17 protein-coding genes are annotated in these 17370 nt (G+C 37.1%); 12 read left to right on the plus strand and 5 right to left on the minus strand.

The annotated features are described in order from the left end of the window. The first annotated feature begins 477 nt into the window (after positions 1-477). Entirely contained in the window at positions 478-1833 is a 1356-nt protein-coding gene (locus tag ACQKN2_RS00775; protein WP_427413218.1) for a PepSY-associated TM helix domain-containing protein, read from the plus strand. Positions 1834-1891: 58 nt separating this feature from the next. Here the strand turns inward: ACQKN2_RS00775 and ACQKN2_RS00780 are convergent, their stop codons facing one another. From ACQKN2_RS00780 to ACQKN2_RS00790, 3 genes are all read right to left on the minus strand, one after another. Next, on the minus strand, positions 1892-2497 hold the full coding sequence (locus ACQKN2_RS00780; protein ID WP_427413219.1) for a response regulator transcription factor: 606 nt from the start codon (positions 2495-2497) through the stop codon (positions 1892-1894). Further along, positions 2494-3354, minus strand: a complete 861-nt coding sequence (locus ACQKN2_RS00785) for a histidine kinase (RefSeq protein WP_427413220.1) — start codon at positions 3352-3354, stop codon at positions 2494-2496. Before ACQKN2_RS00785 ends, ACQKN2_RS00780 begins: the two co-directional genes overlap by 4 nt. Positions 3355-3622: 268 nt before the next feature. Next, complete coding sequence (locus ACQKN2_RS00790) at positions 3623-4753, minus strand: DUF418 domain-containing protein (RefSeq protein ID WP_427413494.1); 1131 nt, start codon at positions 4751-4753, stop codon at positions 3623-3625. A 258-nt stretch (positions 4754-5011) separates the two neighbouring features. On the opposite strand from ACQKN2_RS00790, the gene ACQKN2_RS00795 reads away from it, so the two are divergent. After that, positions 5012-5734, plus strand: a complete 723-nt coding sequence (locus tag ACQKN2_RS00795) for an MBL fold metallo-hydrolase (protein ID WP_427413221.1) — start codon at positions 5012-5014, stop codon at positions 5732-5734. A gap of 4 nt (positions 5735-5738) precedes the next feature. Further along, the gene (locus ACQKN2_RS00800) at positions 5739-6326 is read left to right on the plus strand and encodes a WHG domain-containing protein (RefSeq protein ID WP_427413222.1); all 588 of its coding nucleotides are present in this window, start codon (positions 5739-5741) and stop codon (positions 6324-6326) included. 165 nt (positions 6327-6491) lie between these two features. Here the strand turns inward: ACQKN2_RS00800 and ACQKN2_RS00805 are convergent, their stop codons facing one another. Both ACQKN2_RS00805 and ACQKN2_RS00810 read right to left on the minus strand, forming a co-directional pair. Beyond that, positions 6492-7238 carry a class I SAM-dependent methyltransferase gene (locus ACQKN2_RS00805; RefSeq protein ID WP_427413495.1) on the minus strand — a complete coding sequence of 249 codons (747 nt, stop codon included), beginning with the start codon at positions 7236-7238 and terminating at the stop codon, positions 6492-6494. Positions 7239-7754: 516 nt separating this feature from the next. Beyond that, on the minus strand, positions 7755-8801 hold the full coding sequence (locus tag ACQKN2_RS00810) for an NAD(P)/FAD-dependent oxidoreductase (RefSeq protein ID WP_427413223.1): 1047 nt from the start codon (positions 8799-8801) through the stop codon (positions 7755-7757). A 148-nt stretch (positions 8802-8949) separates the two neighbouring features. Between ACQKN2_RS00810 and ACQKN2_RS00815 the strand changes: the two genes are divergently transcribed. The 9 genes from ACQKN2_RS00815 to efeO all read left to right on the plus strand — a co-directional run bounded on the left by ACQKN2_RS00815 (position 8950) and on the right by efeO (position 17363). Then, on the plus strand, positions 8950-9738 hold the full coding sequence (locus ACQKN2_RS00815) for an ABC transporter ATP-binding protein (RefSeq protein WP_323646389.1): 789 nt from the start codon (positions 8950-8952) through the stop codon (positions 9736-9738). A gap of 14 nt (positions 9739-9752) precedes the next feature. After that, positions 9753-10670 (plus strand): iron-hydroxamate ABC transporter substrate-binding protein, encoded by a 918-nt coding sequence (locus ACQKN2_RS00820; RefSeq protein ID WP_427413224.1) that lies wholly within the window; start codon positions 9753-9755, stop codon positions 10668-10670. A 25-nt stretch (positions 10671-10695) separates the two neighbouring features. Then, the gene (locus ACQKN2_RS00825) at positions 10696-11697 is read left to right on the plus strand and encodes a FecCD family ABC transporter permease (RefSeq protein WP_427413225.1); all 1002 of its coding nucleotides are present in this window, start codon (positions 10696-10698) and stop codon (positions 11695-11697) included. Next, positions 11690-12697, plus strand: a complete 1008-nt coding sequence (locus tag ACQKN2_RS00830; protein ID WP_427413226.1) for a FecCD family ABC transporter permease — start codon at positions 11690-11692, stop codon at positions 12695-12697. Before ACQKN2_RS00825 ends, ACQKN2_RS00830 begins: the two co-directional genes overlap by 8 nt. A gap of 64 nt (positions 12698-12761) precedes the next feature. After that, entirely contained in the window at positions 12762-13295 is a 534-nt protein-coding gene (locus tag ACQKN2_RS00835) for a hypothetical protein (protein ID WP_427413227.1), read from the plus strand. A 189-nt stretch (positions 13296-13484) separates the two neighbouring features. After that, complete coding sequence (locus ACQKN2_RS00840) at positions 13485-14435, plus strand: nuclease-related domain-containing protein (RefSeq protein WP_427413228.1); 951 nt, start codon at positions 13485-13487, stop codon at positions 14433-14435. Positions 14436-14694: 259 nt separating this feature from the next. After that, positions 14695-15123, plus strand: coding sequence for a MarR family winged helix-turn-helix transcriptional regulator (locus tag ACQKN2_RS00845; protein WP_427413229.1), 429 nt, complete (start codon positions 14695-14697; stop codon positions 15121-15123). An 11-nt stretch (positions 15124-15134) separates the two neighbouring features. Further along, the gene (locus tag ACQKN2_RS00850; protein ID WP_427413230.1) at positions 15135-16334 is read left to right on the plus strand and encodes an MFS transporter; all 1200 of its coding nucleotides are present in this window, start codon (positions 15135-15137) and stop codon (positions 16332-16334) included. 162 nt (positions 16335-16496) lie between these two features. Further along, positions 16497-17363 (plus strand): iron uptake system protein EfeO, encoded by an 867-nt coding sequence (gene efeO, locus ACQKN2_RS00855; RefSeq protein WP_427413231.1) that lies wholly within the window; start codon positions 16497-16499, stop codon positions 17361-17363. The last annotated feature ends 7 nt before the right edge of the window (positions 17364-17370 follow it).

Genomic DNA, 17370 nt, shown 5'->3' on the forward strand with positions numbered 1-17370 from the left:
AATCGGGCATTTACGGGCAGTTAACCCCCATGTAACTTCTTAGCTATAGCTTAATTTTAAAGTTAAGTTTGGCTACTCTTAATTTCTTATAAACTTATTATATTAATAGGAATACATATATTTGTCATAAAATAATCCCTAGGACTTCATTCTTATTTCACTTTTTATCTATATAATAATTTTGCGCTCATCTTCATTCAGTAAATGTTTTTTATGAAGACATCCACCTCTGAAGATGGTGGATGAATGCAGATGTGGATCTTTTTCAGTGGATGCCCAAACATCTACTGAATGAAGATAATGCCTCCGGCGGATGTCACGGATTTTGAAAGGAAAGAATACAAGGATGTTAGCCTAAAACCTTCGCATCATGCGAAAACGGCTAACTGACCTGCATCGTGCAGGCCTATGCACAATTCAAAATCCGGACGCAATTACGCCAAGGCGAAATTGATTAAATAGATTGGAGAATACAACATGAAAAACACGTTTTATCAAAGCTTTTGGCGAACGCACTTTTATGCCGCATTATTTATTACGCCACTGCTTATTTCGCTAACATTAAGTGGTATCGGTTTTTTATTTTATACCAATGTTGAAAATCAGTTATATGATAAATACTTTTTTGGTGAAAGTGGAAAAACCGAGGTACAATCCATTGATGATGCTGTTAAACTTGCAGAAGAATCATATGCTGGCTACAAAACAAATAAAATTATTGAATTAGAAGAGCCATACAATACACGTTTATCGATGAAAAATGCAGATGGCGAAGAGAAATATGTGTTCTTAGATGATCATAACCAAATTATTGGTGGTCAGGATGCTGGCTACACATTTGCAAATATAATTAGAAATATCCATAGTTCCTTATTTATTGGGGGAACGGTTGTCAATTATTTAGTTGAATTAGCTGCGTGCTGGGCTATCTTTTTAATGCTTTCAGGCATTTACATGACGTTTAAAGGAAAACTACTAAAGAAAACAAAGCAGACAAACAAACGTCAAAAGAGTAGAAAATTCCATGCCCTTGTTGGGACAATTATTACGATTCCAATGCTAGTTATTATTTTCACAGGCTTACCATGGTCAGCGTTTATGGGGAAATATATTTACCAAGCTTCACAAGATCATCCTTCTTTCGGCACGCCATTACTGCAACAGCAGCCACCTACATCTGATGTAAGTGAGATTCCTTGGGCTACTCGTCAAGAAACTCCTCCAATGTCAGACTCGGCACATGCAGCCCATCACGGGGGAGGAAATACAGGCTATGTTGCTAACCCTAACCAACTAAGTGTGGAAAAGCTGCAACATGAAATTGATGCAATGAATATCTCAAAACCATACGCTATTATTTATCCTACTAGCGAAGACGGTGTCTATACGGTTGCGAAATCTAGTAACACAGGTGTCACAGGTCTTGATGTTAGCCCGGATGATGAAACGACAATGTATTTTGATCAATATAGCGGGAAATTTATAGACAAGGTTGGCTATGAGGACTATGGCATTCTTGCTAAATGGTTCACTTGGGGTATTCCTTTACATGAAGGTCATTTGTTTGGTTGGCCAAATAAATTAATCAATTTACTAGTATGTCTAGCATTTTTAGTAGTTATTGCTTGGGGATTCAGAACATGGCTACTGCGAAAGAAACAAGGTATGCTATCTGCACCACCTAAAATCTCTCAAAAGGTATCTATTCCTTTTATCATGTTCATGATCATTTTAGGAATACTGATGCCACTATTTGGACTTTCTTTAATTGCTGTCGTACTTGTAGAAATAATCATAAATTTGGTCTCTAAAAATAAAAAAGAAGTCAATTAATATGCTAAAGCGATACTGTGTCCTGTTAGATAAGGAATGCAGTATCGCTTTTCTTTTTCTAAAGCCACCCTTTATCACTGGCGACTTGAGCAGCTTGTTGTCTAGACTCGACTTGAAGTTTTTGAATAGAGGTGGATAAATAGTTTCGAATAGTACCTTTCGTTAAAAATAGTTTTTTACTAATCTCATTTGTTGTGATTCCTTCTTTTACAAGCTGCAGAACAGCAATTTCACGTTCATTTAGCGGATTCTGTTCTTTCATAAACAACGTAGCGGCTAAATCTCTACTGACGACCTTTTCACCATTCATTACTTTTCTTATTGTTTCAATTAAATAGTCTATAGGTTCATCTTTTAATAAATAACCATGTACCCCACAATCCATCGCTTTTTGTAAATAGCCAGGGCGTGCGAAGGTAGTAACAATCATCACCTTGCACGGTAAATTTGCCTGTCTAATTTTTTCAGCAAGGTCAAGCCCAGAAAGATGCGGCATTTCGATGTCCAAAACACATACATCTGGTAGCTCATGTTGAATATATTCCCACGCTTTTTGACCATCTGAAACTTCTGCGATCACTTTTATATCAGGCTCAAACGACAACAAGGAAGATAAGGCGCCACGTAACATTTGTTGATCCTCTGCTAGTAATACTCGTATCATGTAGTTGGCTCCATTCTGTAGTGTTGGATAGGCAGTGTTAACGTCACAATTGTTCCATCTGTCGGTAAATTCTCAATGGAAGCAGTTCCTAGAAGAGCATTCATTCTTTCTTTCATCGATGAAAGTCCATTCCCATGCCCTTGGATATGTAAGCCGACACCATCGTCAACAATGTTTATTTTTAAAATTCCATTTATAGTATTGATATCTATTTGGCATTTTTTTGCTTGACTATGTTTAATAATATTTGTAGTTGCTTCCCGCAGACATAAGGACAGCATCGTCTCTTCTACACTCGCTAGGAGAAGTTTTGGACAGTTATTTTTGATATTTATTGAGATATCCGCTGTTTGTAAATGCTGTTTACAATGAATAAGCTCACTTTCTAACGAAATAAAATTCATATCGGAGACTAATTCTCGTACTTGCTTTAGCGCTGTTCGTGTTGTGTCTAAAATATCATTTAGCTCATCTTTCACACGCATCGTATCTTTATCGACTAATTTAGTAGTTAATTCGGTTTTTATTTTAATCATTGTCAATGTATGACCGATCGTATCGTGAAGATCCCTTGCAATACGTTGTCTTTCTTCTTGTTGAACAAGTTGGGTATTTACCTCTATTAATTCTGATTGTAACTTTTTGGACTTTTCTACGTAGTAAATTAGCATTGGAAATAGTAGCTGAATAATCATAACGGGTATAAATACTTGAGATTCTAATTTGAGAGTTGCTCCTGATTCAAACCAAATAACTATCAAAAACATAAGGGCAATGGCAATCATTCCTAAAGCAATATGCCATTTCTTTTTAGCTCTCCCAATTAAATCAGCAAATATAAATCCAAAAAATAACATAGCGGAACCTTCGTAAATACTCAGTATGATAATAAGAGTAAAGCCTATTAAGGAAGCAAATAGTAAACGCCAATCTCGATTCCATAAAGCAATATAGAAAGCTACTAAAAATAAGATAAGGATTATTATTTTAGCCAATAATGGTAATTGAGAATGCGATCCTAATACTTTGGTGACTAAAAAAATTACCGAAACTACATCAATAATTAGATAATGTATTGCCTGATCTCTTGGATAAATCTTTATAGTTCACACCAACCTTTGTCGATTATTTTTGCGTGACACTTTGAATGGCATGTTTCCGAATCCATTCCATTGGACCTACATGAAAATGCTTGATACAAATATGTGCAATGAAAAGTTGGAGAAGGGAAAGGGTTAACCAAATACCAATAACTTCAATGCTATTCAATTTTCCACCTAAACCTAAACCCCAGCCATAGAAAATAATAGATGCAATAGTATTTTGTAGCACATAGCAACTTAAAGACATTTTCCCAATCTCGCCAAATCTCGTCCATAACCAATCAAGCTTCTTATATTCTATCATTTTACCTAATATACCAATATATCCAATAGATAGGATTTGTGCAAATAAATAACGAACAGGTAAATCAAATGCTCCTCCAGGAATAAAGATTAGAAGGTTTAAAGGTACTCCAATAAAAATACCGATTTTAAATAGCTTTTGGCGCGCCTGACGTCCTTTGTCATCTTGCGAAAATACACCATTTCTCATCAGCTTAACGCCAAGTAAAAATAAAAAGATATTCATTGGGATTATAAAAATAGCTTCCGTTCTATAATAAAGAAAATTTGTTAAACGATATTGTATTTGTTCAAACCAAGTACCATTCTCATAAAGACTAACGACAGGATCGAAACTAGCAAAGGAAGCGTTGGCCCCCAGCAATGCACTGACTAAAATTAGCAAAATCATTACTGCATGGAAACTACCAAAAACGTATAATGCACGTTTAATCGCTTTGTCACCAAATTTAACAATAAAGGCAACGATGATGGCTGTCACAGCATAGCTCATTAAAATATCATATTCCATAACTAGGGTGAAGTGGATAAGCCCCTCCATAAACAAAAATACAATGGTCCAAATGTACATCCCTGGCCAAGCATTTCCTTTTCGCAAGGCTTGCTGATATTTTAATTCCAGACCAACGCCAAACATAATTGTTAATAAACCAAGGAGTTTACCGTTTACGAAAAATAGAACTGTCATTCGTAAAAAGTCGTTCAATGACCACCAACCAGAATAATTACTCGTAGTAATATACGAAATATCTCCAAGATAAGCAAAAATCCAAATATTCGTGCCAAGTGTCCCTAATACAGCAAAGCCTCGTAACATATCAATTAGGGGTAATCTTTGTTGAACTTTCATCATGAAATCACTCTTTCTTTGTTTTCTTACATTAATGATAAGAAAACGTAAGGAAAAAACATATTCACACCAGTCAAAGGTTCTTTATGACAGGTGTCATTTTATGGTGTATCAGGAGATTAAAAACTGGTAATGATTTAGCGTAAAAAAAGCCTTTAGCTTTTCAATTTAAATATTTTTTTATTTAAATATTGCGAAAACTAATCAGATTAGTTAGAATGGAAATACAATTAGTTTGCAAAGGGGATTTGATTTAGAATGAAAATCGAAAACATTGGTACTGTGTTTCAATTGTCATTTATGCCGAGGGTTTTTCCTGTTAATTGTTATTTGGTAGAAGAAGAAAATGAGCTGACACTTATCGACGCAGCACTACCCTATAGTGCAAAAAGTATAATAAAAGCGGCTGAAAATATTGGTAAACCAATTACAAAAATCATCCTTACTCACGCACATAGTGATCATATCGGAGCGCTAGATACGTTAAAAGAATTAATACCAGATAGTCAGGTGTACATTTCTTCTAGAGATGCGCTTCTATTGGAAGGGAATAGCACCTTGCTACCAAATGAAAAAAACACACCTATTCGGGGAGGCATTCCAAAAAATATTAAAACCAAACCGGATGTATTACTTGAAGAAGGTGATCGTGTAGGTTCATTAGAAGTGATTGCTACTCCAGGGCATACACCTGGTTCCATTTCTTTTTTCGACACACGTAATAGAAGTTTAATTGCTGGTGATGCCCTTGTAACGAGAGTAAAGTTAATAGTATCGGGAATGATGAATCCGTTGTTTCCGTTTCCTGCTCTAGCTACATGGGATAAAGAGACAGCCCTTAAAAGTGCAAAAAAATTAAGCAATCTGAATCCAAGTTTACTTGCTGTGGGGCATGGGAAGATGTTAAAGCAACCGCAAGAACTTTTGAACATTGCCATAGCAGAAGCAAAAAAAGCTTTTTACAATCAAAATAGGAAGTGAAAAAATGTCCCGTCGAATGAAGTTAGATTTATCTATTATTTTACAAAAGGCAACAGAGATAGCTGATGAACAAGGATTGGATCATCTTTCAATAGGGCTATTAGCTAAAAAATTGGAAGTGCGGCCACCGTCTTTGTATAACCATCTTGATGGCTTAAATGAATTGAAACAGAAATTAGCTATTCAAGGTGTAAAAAAACTACATGAATATATGCTACAAGCTGCAGTAGGACGTTCGGGTGATGACGCCATTCGTGCAATTAGTAAAGCATATCTTCAACTAGTTAGAGAGCATCCGGGGTTGTATGATGCTAGCACTCGCTTTCCAGATGCGAACGATCAAGAGCTACAAAAAGCGAAAGAATCTGTCGTACAACTTGTACTTCAAGTGTTAGATGCTTACCATTTACAGGAAGAAATTGCGATTCATATGGTCAGAGGATTACGTAGTATTCTACATGGATTCTCTTCAATTGAGCAGATGGAGGGATTCGGGATGCCACTTGACATCAATAAAAGCTTTACAATCTTAATCAATACTTTTATTGAGGGCATTCATACGGTTGCGATGAATGAAGATAAGAATGACTAAGGAAGTTTTATTCAGTTCGGAGTCTTTCATAAATTGTTAAAGGAAACTAGACGTTTTGGAATTCTTCATCGTCTAATTCCCTAAGATGTTGGAGTAGGAGTTTTGTTTTTGAACGAGTCTGCTACTCTTTTTCATTTAAATTCAGTTTAGAAATAAATCTCCAAACTACTTAGTACATGAATAAATTCTATAGTCTAAAATCCCTTCATACTTTAAGTTCATATCAAAGTGTTTATCCATGACCTCATAAAGTTCAGGTGCAATATCCTTTGAGTGATGAAGTTCAGGAATTGAGAAGATGGATTTATTTTTTTGTATACGAATATTATTAAAACCAGCCTCGTTAAGCAAAGCTACCCAATCTTTTTTCATTGAACAAGAATCAAATCCATAAAACTGTAAAATTTCCTTTTCAACTTTTTCTTCGAGTGGTTGATGGATGGTGAATTCAATGGCAATAAACCTGCCGCCATTCTTTAATAAACGAAAAATTTCTTTTAGGGCATTAGGTTTATTGACAAAAGAAAGAACAGATTCAGAAATAATAAAATCAAATGTATGATCACGTAATGGTACTTGTTCTATAGAGCATTTAATAATTTTTACGGGTAAGCGATTTTTTTTCATTCTCCTTTTAGCCTTTGCGACCATTTCAGCATTGATATCAATACCAGTTACTTTTGCTTCATATTGCTCCGCCAAATAGGCCGCGGTCTGGCCTGTACCACACCCTACATCCAAAATGTAGGCGTTTTTGCTAATGCTCTCTGCCTTGAATAGTTCCTTTGTTAGATTAATACCACCAGGATGGGCACCGCCAACACCAAATTTAGACAGAAATTCTAGATATATTGAATTTTGAATCGGAATCCCTTCTTTATTCGTATTTTTGTATAATATGAAATTAAAAATAGGTTGGTTCCTGTAAGAGACAAAGCTGTCATGAAGAACCTTTGCAGAAAAAGAAGAGATAAATAATAATTATAGATTTTAAGATTTTTACAATACATAAGTGTTTTATTTTTCAGCAACTTCTCCGATAGTCTAAACAATAAAAAAATACAGACGTATACTAGTAAAAAGATATTTGATAGGGGGTGAATTAATGCCATTTTATCCGCCTAATTCTAGAATGAGACCATTTCCACCAAGCTATAGACAAGGTTTTGGCCCACCTATGCAAGGTAGAAGGCAGCAACCTTTCTTTCATCCTAATCAACAACCCCAACCTTCTAGATTTGGAAGATTACCACAGCATATAAATACAATTATGGGCCACGCGGGAACAATAACAAATGGAGTTAGTATGCTAAGACAAATGGGCGCATTTTTAAGTTTCTTTAGATAGTTTATGATCTGGATATAATAAGAACCCCTCTAAAGAGTAAATTCTTAAGAGGGGTTCTTGTGATTAATTGCATTTAATACTTATTTTGATATAAGGTGCTTATCTATAATAGAGCGATTTTTCTCTTTAAATACTTCATTATGTGATGACACGACCCCATGACGATAGGCAGTAGGCTCTAAATACGTTTTGATAGAATTCACGGCATTTGCTGCATCCTGGAAAGTCCCTAGAAGGAGATTAATTTTTCCTTCAAACGCTAATATATCACCCGCTGCAAAAATTCCTGGCTGTGTAGTTTCTCCCGTTGCTTTCCCTTCAAAATAGTAATCATCTTTTTTAGGAATGGTGATTGCTTGATCCAATTCTAATGATGCTTCTCTATTATAGCCATGACTAACAATGACTTCATCGATTTGACGCGTATAGCTTTGTTTTGTTTTTGTATTTTCACATGTCACTAATTGAATCGCTGTTTTGTCAGCATTAGCCGTTAGTTTTGAAATACTAGTATTACATTCAATATTTACTCCTGCATCTAAAGCTTCTTGAATCGTTGCCTCATGGGCAGATAACGTATCTTTACGATAAACAACAGTTACGTTTTTGGCGATAGGGCTTAGTTCAACTGCCCAGTCGATCGCTGCATTTCCGCCTCCCGAAATAATAACGTCCTTGTCCACAAAATGTCGATAGGACTGCACGGTATAGTGTAAATTAGTCATTTCATATTTTTCTGCACCTTCTAGTGAAAGCTTTTGAGGATTAATAATACCACCACCAACGGCCAAAAGAACGGTTTTAGAGTAATGTTTATCTCCTTGTGCAGTATGAAGAACAAAAATATCATCTTGGCGCTCGATAAAATCGATTTTTGTATCCGTTATAACGGTAGGATCAAACGTTTTTGCTTGTGCAATTAACTGTTTCGCAAATTGTTCGCCTAACACAGGGGGGTGACCACCAATATCCCAAATTAGCTTCTCAGGATAAAGCAAAACTTTACCACCAAGCTGTTGTTGACTCTCGATTAACTTCGTTTTCAATCCTCGTAAACCACTATAAAAGGCACTATATAGGCCTGCGGGACCACCACCAATAATAGTTACATCGTATACATGTTGCATTTATATCACCACATCCTAAAAAATTAATAAAAAAATGTTTGACAAAACTTTATAAGAAAACTAGACTAACGTTAGTGATAATGATTATCATTATCGGTTAATCGTTATCATAGCATGGTAAGAACAAAAAGGAAAGAGAGGTTACGCTGTGCGTTTACAAGTTGAATCGATTCGTATCGGCTACGAAGACAAAACGATTGTGCATGATTTATCGCTACAAATTCCAGACGGTAAAATAACGACCATCATTGGTTCCAATGGCTGTGGTAAATCTACACTTTTAAAGGCTATTACAAGGATTTTGAAGCATAAGAGTGGACAAGTCATATTAGATGGTCAAAATATTTCCGAGATGAATACAAAAGAATTAGCGAGAGAACTGGCCATATTGCCACAAAGTCCGGAAAGTGCACATGGTTTAACAGTGGAAGAGCTTGTATCATACGGTCGATTTCCATATCAAAAGGGCTTCGGTAATTTATCGCAAAAGGATAAAGAAATGATTGACTGGGCCTTAAAGGTAACGAAAACGGATGACTTTCGTCTGAACACAGTTGATGCCTTATCAGGTGGACAACGTCAACGAGTGTGGATTGCGATGGCATTAGCGCAAGAAACCGATATTATTTTTTTAGATGAGCCAACAACTTATTTAGATATGGCGCATCAGTTAGAGGTTTTAGAATTACTTAACAAGCTTAACGAAGAAGAAGGACGCACAATAGTTATGGTGCTACATGATTTAAATCAGGCAGCACGGTTTTCAGATTATATTGTTGCACTATCAAAAGGGGAGCTTGTGAAGTTTGGTACTGCAGAGGAAGTTATAGTACCTGAAGTATTAGAAAAAGTGTTTAATATTGATGCAGTCATTGGTAAGGATCCACGTACAGATAAACCAATGTGCATTACATATAACTTACTACAAACAGTGTAAAAGGAGATATATTTATGAAAAAGTGGTTATTACCAATGTTTATGATGGTCGTACTAGTGCTTGCAGCGTGCGGCAATAAAGATGAGAAGGCGGATGAGGGCTCTAAAGATAAAGCATCTGCAGAAACGATTACCTATCAATCAGAATCTGGTCCTGTTGAAGTACCAGCAAACCCTAAACGTGTAGTTGTATTATCTTCATTTGTTGGGGATTTATTACAGCTTGGCGTTAATGTTGTGGGGATTGATTCATGGGCTGCAGATAATCCAAACTTCCAAGATGATATTAAAGATGCAGTAGTTGTTGAGAATACGGATATCGAAAAAATTATCGAGCTTGAGCCAGATTTGATTATTGGTTTAAATGGTATTGAAAATGCGGATAAATTAGCTGAAATCGCACCAACAGTGTTGTTCACTTATGGAAAAGTTGATTATTTACAGCAATATATCGAAATCGGTAAAGTTGTGAATAAAGAAAAAGAAGCCACTGATTGGGTAAAAGATTTTAAAGAACGTGCTGCAGAAGCAGGTACAAAAATTAAAGAAAAAATCGGCGAAGATGCAACGGTTACTGTCGCAGAAATGTTTAATAAACAAATGTATGTGTATGGAGATAACTGGGGTCGTGGAACAGAAATTTTATATCAAGAAATGGGCTTGAAAATGCCTGAAAAAGTAAAAGCAAATGCTTTAAAACCAGGTTATTTCGCAATTTCTACAGAGGTATTAAATGAATATGCAGGTGACTATGTAATATTTAGTACGTTTAAAGGTGAGGATAGCGCCATTCAAAATGCTGCGTGGTTTAAGGATTTAGAAGCGGTGAAGAATGGTCATTTATTTGAAGTGAATGGCAATGCATTTTACTTTAATGATCCAAAAACTTTAGAATATCAACTAGATTTCTTTGAAAAGAAATTTTTACAATAATTTCAGTAGAGAGTAGCGAAGACAAATGATAAAGTTTCGATATTTTCCGTTTTGGCTTCAGGTGTTGCTTACACTGATCTTATTAGCGGTAACAGTTACGATCTCGCTTTGTATCGGCGCGGCTAATACGAGTATTCAAGATGTTTATCAAGCGATTGTCGGACAAGCCGGTGGCAAGCACTATTCTGTATTACGTGAAATTCGATTTCCTCGTATTATTGCTGCTATTTTTGTAGGTAGTGCACTTGCAGTTGCTGGGGCTATTATGCAAGGGGTTACTAGAAATCCATTAGCAGACCCAGGGCTCCTTGGCCTCACAGCAGGTGCGAATGCGGCACTGGCATTGACGATGGCATTTATTCCAAATACCTCGTACTATATGTTTATTTTTGCATGTTTCATAGGTGCGGGTGTAGGGATGATTGTTGTGTATGGTATTGGGGCTTCAACGAAGAATGGCTTTTCTCCATTAAAGTTAGTCTTAGCGGGGGCAGCCGTATCCGCTCTATTACAAGCAATAGCAGATGGAACGGGAATATTATTTAAAATTTCAAAAGATGTTTCGATGTGGACGAGTGGTGGTTTAATTGGCACTACATGGCAAGCTTTAATAATCGTTCCTATTATTTTAATAGGATTAGGGGTAGCTTTTGTGTTTAGTCGTCAGCTAACCATTTTAAGTTTAAATGAAGAAGTAGCTGTTGGATTAGGACAAAAAACAACAGTCATTAAAGGAATTATGATGTTTGTAGTTGTAGTTCTTGCAGGCTCCGCAGTTGCGCTAGTAGGTAATTTAGCATTTGTTGGGCTAATGGTACCACATGCGGTCCGCGCAATGGTTGGGACAGACTATCGATTTGTCTTACCGATGAGTGCTATTATCGGTGGGTGGTTGATGGTGACAGCGGATTTTGCGGGTAGAATGATTAATGCTCCATATGAAACACCGGTAGTTGCCATTATTTCAATTATCGGCCTTCCGTTCTTCTTACTTCTTGTTCGGAAGGGAGGGCGTCAAATTGTTTAATATTGGACGAAAAAAACAACGTAGATGGCTAATGGTTTGGATGCTATTAACAATAGCTATTTTTGTAATGGGTATTTCAATGGGGGCAGCTTCGGTTTCGATTGATCGCATAATACCGATTTTGCTTGGAGATGGCAGCTTTAAAGAATCCTTCGTCTTGTTTTCTGTTCGCTTGCCGAGATTGTTTGTGCTGGCAGCAGCAGGGATGGCGTTAGCATTGGCTGGTGCCGTTTTGCAGGGCGTGACACGTAATGATTTAGCGGACCCTGGTATTATTGGGATAAATGCTGGAGCAGGTATAGGGATTACGCTATTTTATCTCCTTGTTAATGGTGATTTACCTCATTTCGCGTATGTGTTACCACTTATAGGATTTGTCAGCGCTTTATTAACGGCACTCTGTATTTATTTTTTCTCCTATAAACGCAATGAGGGTGTTCAGCCGGTTCAACTCATTTTAGTCGGAGTAGGTGTAGCCTCTGCCTTATCTGGTGTAATGATAATATTAATTTCCTCTGCTGAGCGAAGTGATGTGCAATTTATCGCACAATGGCTTGCGGGTAATGTTTGGGGAACAGACTGGCCATTTTTCTGGGCTTTATTACCTTGGCTTGTACTAGGCATTCCATTTATTTTGTATAAAGCAAATGTGTTAAATGTACTTGCGATGACCGAACAAACGGCGGTTGGTTTAGGCTTAAATATCGGCCGAGAGCGTTTGCAATTATTAGTAGTATCTGTCGCATTAGCTGCGGCAGCTGTATCGATCACAGGGGGCATTGCCTTTATCGGTCTGATGGCTCCCCATATTGCAAAGCAACTTGTCGGCCCGCGCTACCAGCTCTTTTTACCACTCACGTTGTTGATCGGTGCAAGTTTATTAATGCTAGCGGATACGATCGGCCGCGTAGCTCTTTCGAGTGCGACAGTGCCAGCGGGTATTGTCGTAGCATGTATCGGCGCACCTTATTTTTTATATTTATTACGAAAAAACGACTGAATGGCTTTGGCTGTTCGGTTGTTTTTTTGTTGATAGGACAGGGGGCTTAGTATGACGAAGAAAGATGGATAGAGCGCTCAAAGACGTGGATAGAGCGCTCAAAATCGTGGATAGAAAGCCAAGAAAGATGGATAGAGCGCTCAAAATCGTGGATAGGAAGCCGAGAAAGATGGATAGCCCGCTCGAAGACGTGGATAGAAAGCCGAGAAAGATGGATAGAGCACTCGAAGACGTGGATAGAAAGGCGAGAAAGATGGATAGAGCGCTCAAAATCGTGGATAGGAAGCCGAGAAAGATGGATAGCCCGCTCGAAGACGTGGATAGAAAGGCGAGAAAGATGGATAGAGCGCACAAAGACGTGGATAGAAAGCCGAAAATGATGGATAGAGCGCTCGAAGACGTGGATAGAAAGCCGAGAAAGATGGATAGAGCGCTCAAAGACGTGGATAGAAAGCCGAAAATGATGGATAGAGCGCTCGAAGACGTGGATAGAAAGGCGAGAAAGATGGATAGCCCGCTCGAAGACGTGGATAGAAAGGCGAGAAAGATGGATAGAGCGCACAAAGACGTGGATAAAAAGGCAAAAAATGATCGATAGTAGCGTCGTCAAAGTGGGGATATGGAGCAGATAAATAGTAGCAAGTTCTAAATCTAGGCGATTTTTCCGGTCTTTTTATCTAAAAAAATTGACTGAAAATTTATTTTGTACAATTAGTATTTCAAGTTTTTTGGAACCTCTTTTTATAACGGTAATTATTAATATAATAAATACAGGAGGGATGAGACAATGATTTTATTAGCACGACAGCAATCACAAATGCATAGAATTCTAGAAGCATTGATACGAAGGTTGCCTAGTACACATGTAGACTACATGAATTATTATGATAAGTTAATGCGTATACAGGCTGGCTTTGCTGGAGAAAAGCGAGTAGATGCAGAATGGCTTGAAATTAATTTGCCCAACCCACATTATTTCCTTCATGATTTACAAATACTTAATCACTTCGGGAATACACATCAAATAGACTCTATATTATTATGCCCCCATTTTATATTAATACTAGAAATAAAAAATATAACAGGCTTTCTTGAATTCGATGAGTCTTTTACTCAATTTACAAGAACTACTGCTCAAGGTGTTGTTGAGGGAATGATTGATCCTTTTCATCAAGTTAGACGACATGCTGAGTGGATAAAGAGGTTGTTACAGCAGTACAAAGTTGAGGTTCCTGTTCATTATGCAGTCGTTTTGGCAACGAAAAATGCTATTTTATCAGAAAGTTTAAAAGGACAACCAATTTTTCACGTTTCAGGATTACGTTATCATGTAAGGAAATGGCTTGAACAGAATAAAGAGGTGATGCTAGATGCAGATGAGCTCTTTCTTTTTGCTACGAAATTATTGTCCAGGCATATGCCCATTAAAAGAGAAATAACCATTCCTTTTCGAGATATTGTAAAAGGCGTTTTATGTGTACGTTGTTTAAATGGACAGCGAATGAGTTATTACAATAACAAATGGACTTGTCAACGATGCGGATTAATCGATCAGGAGGCTATTTTCAGAACGCTTGAAGATTACAAGTTGTTAGTGGGCAATTCGTTAACAAATAAAAGCTTTTGTGAATTTTTCGCAATAGATTCACCAAATCTAGCGTATAGGCTATTGCAGAAATTACCTTTGAAAGCGGAAGGAATAAAAAAACATAGGAAATATTGGATTAAAGATGGATAGCTCGGTCAAAGACGTGGATAGGAATCCAAGAAAGATGGATAGAGCGCTCAAAATCGTGGATAGGAAGCTGAGAAAGATGGATAGAGCGCTCAAAATCGTGGATAGGAATCCGAGAAAGATGGATAGCCCGCTCAAAATCGTGGATAGGAAGCCGACCACGACAGATAGACCGTTCAAAATGCCAAATTTCTCGCTAATTCCTACTAGACAAATAAAAACTCAGGGTATATAGTTAGTTAGGCTAACTAATTAAAAAGGAGTGGTATTTTTGACGATCGAACAAGAATTTTTTAATCAGTACCGCTTAATGTACAGACCGTTTATCAATCTAGTGAATGAGCAGTTAGGGAAATATCAGCTGTATAGCTCTCAATGGGCTCTTCTTCGGTTATTGAAGGATAAAGGGCCACATTCATTTGTTGATATTGCGAATTTCATGTTTATTGAAAAGCCGAGTGTGACAAGGCTTGTACAAAAGCTTGTGGAGCTTGGCTACGTGGAAACGGTAGCGGGTAGGGATAAGCGCGAAAAGCTTGTACAATTAACGGCTAATGGTGAAGAGATTGTGCAAGAAATTCAAGCGCATTTAAAACCAACTATGGAACAGGCACTCGCAGGGGTATCAGAGCGGGATATTGAAATTGCGACACAAGTGATAGCGAACATTTGTGCAAACATCAATCGGTAGGAGAGAAAAAAGTGGAAGCAACTAGACATAAACTTTGGACGAAGGACTTTTTAATCGTCTCACTTATTAATTTTACCATTACATTAATATTTTTTTTATTGATGGTAACGATTGCAGGCTATGCGGTTGAGCATTTTGGAGCTTCGACTAGTACGGCAGGGCTTGTATCGAGTATTTTTATTATTGGTACTTTATTTGGTCGTCTTGGGACAGGACGTATTATTGGGGATTGGGGTAGCAAAAAAACATTATTTTGTGGATTATTATTGTTTATGCTATCAACGATGTCTTATTTTATCGCGACAAATTTGCCGCTTTTAATGCTCAATCGTTTAGTACAGGGGATTGCACTTGGGATGGCTAGTACGGCGACAGGAACAATTATTGCACAAATTTTACCGTCTGATCGTCGAGGAGAAGGTATTGGTTATTACAGCTTAAGTGCTATTTTAGCTACTGCTATCGGACCGTTTGTAGGTATTCTTCTAACGCAGTTGTTTGAAGATTATCGGATGATTTTTGCTGTCGATTCCGTATTAGCTATTGCATGCTTTTTGATGTATTTTATCGTAACCGTTCCAGATGCACCGAAAAAGGCCAAAGAGATGGCGGAGAAAACAGGCTTTAAGCTCACTAATTTTATCGAAATGCGTGCTGTACCAATTGCTCTTGTGGCGCTTGTTATTGGCTTTGCCTACTCAGGGGTTATGTCATTTATGACGTTTTATGCAAAAGAGCTTGATTTGGTAACAGCGGGAAGTTATTTCTTTATTATATATGCAATTGTTATTTTAGCGACACGTCCTTTTACTGGGAAATTACTAGACACTAGAGGTGCGAACATTGTTATCTACCCTTGTTTAGTTATTTTTGCAATCGGAATGTATGCCTTTAGTTCGGCGACAAGTAGTGTTGTATTTTTATTAGCCGCAGCGTGCATAGGGATTGGTTATGGTAATTTCAATTCAGTAGCGCAAGCAATAGCTATTAAAGTTACACCAAATGAGCGTTTAGGACTTGCGACATCGACATATTTTATTTTATATGATTTAGGTTTAGGTGTTGGTCCTTATTTCTTAGGATTCTTCGTTCCGACGTCGGGGTACAGTGCCATTTTCTTTGCGATGGTATTTGTTATTTTAGTGTCAATTATCCTTTATTATTTCTTATATGGAAAATATGAAAATATAAAACAAGCGAAAATCTTATAGTTTAAAATAATTATATTGTGTAAAAAACGATATTTTTCTAGTTATCTAATTAGATTAACTATAAAATGTCGTTTTTTTCTTTAAATGAAAATACTTCTTGCAATTATAGTTGATAATCATTATCATTCTCAATATAAACTATTTCGGAAGTAGGTACTTAGCATGAAAAAAACATCATTATTGTCAGTATTAGTCGCAGGGGGCATTCTTATGACGGGCTGTGGTAATACAGATGAAGCTAAAAAAGAAGATAAGCCTGAAACAGAGCAAGCAGAAAAAGCTACAAAGGTTGATTTATCTACTGAACTAACAGCCTATCAAACATTTGCATTAGAGCAAATGGATCAATTTTTAATAGAAACAGAAAAATTTGTCAATGCATTTAAATCTGGTGACATTGAAAAAGCAAAAGCAGCCTATGCACCGGCACGTATGTATTTTGAGCGTTCGGAGCCAATCGCAGAGAGCTTTGGTGACCTGGATCCACGTATTGACGGTCGTTTAGCTGATATCCAAGAAGAAGGCAAGGGCGAAGAAGAATGGTCAGGCTATCATAAGCTGGAACATGCGCTTTGGGTAGAAAATAAAACTGCAGGCTACGAGGCAATTGCAGATCAATTACTAGCAGACGCAAAAGAATTACATGCATTAGTTCAAACTGTAGAAGTAACACCAGATTTAATGATTACAGGTGCGGTTGACTTATTAAATGAAGTATCAACATCTAAAATCACTGGTGAAGAAGAAATCTATTCTCATACAGACCTTTATGACTTCAAAGCAAACATTGAAGGTGCAGAAAAAATCTTTGAAATCCTACGTTCAAAATTAGAAGCGAAAGACAAAGACTTAGTAGCAACATTAGATGAAAAATTCAAAGCAGTAGATGATTTATTGGCAAAGCATGCGACTGCTGATGGCGGATATGTTTCTTACGAAAAATTAACTGAAGAAGACACAAAAGCACTTGCAGCAGCAGTTAATCAACTTGGAGAACCATTAAGTCAAATGGGTATTATTTTGGAGTAATATTTTA

This window comes from Lysinibacillus sp. NPDC093688 (genome assembly GCF_050280145.1).
Taxonomy (GTDB): Bacteria; Bacillota; Bacilli; order Bacillales_A; family Planococcaceae; genus Lysinibacillus; species Lysinibacillus xylanilyticus_B.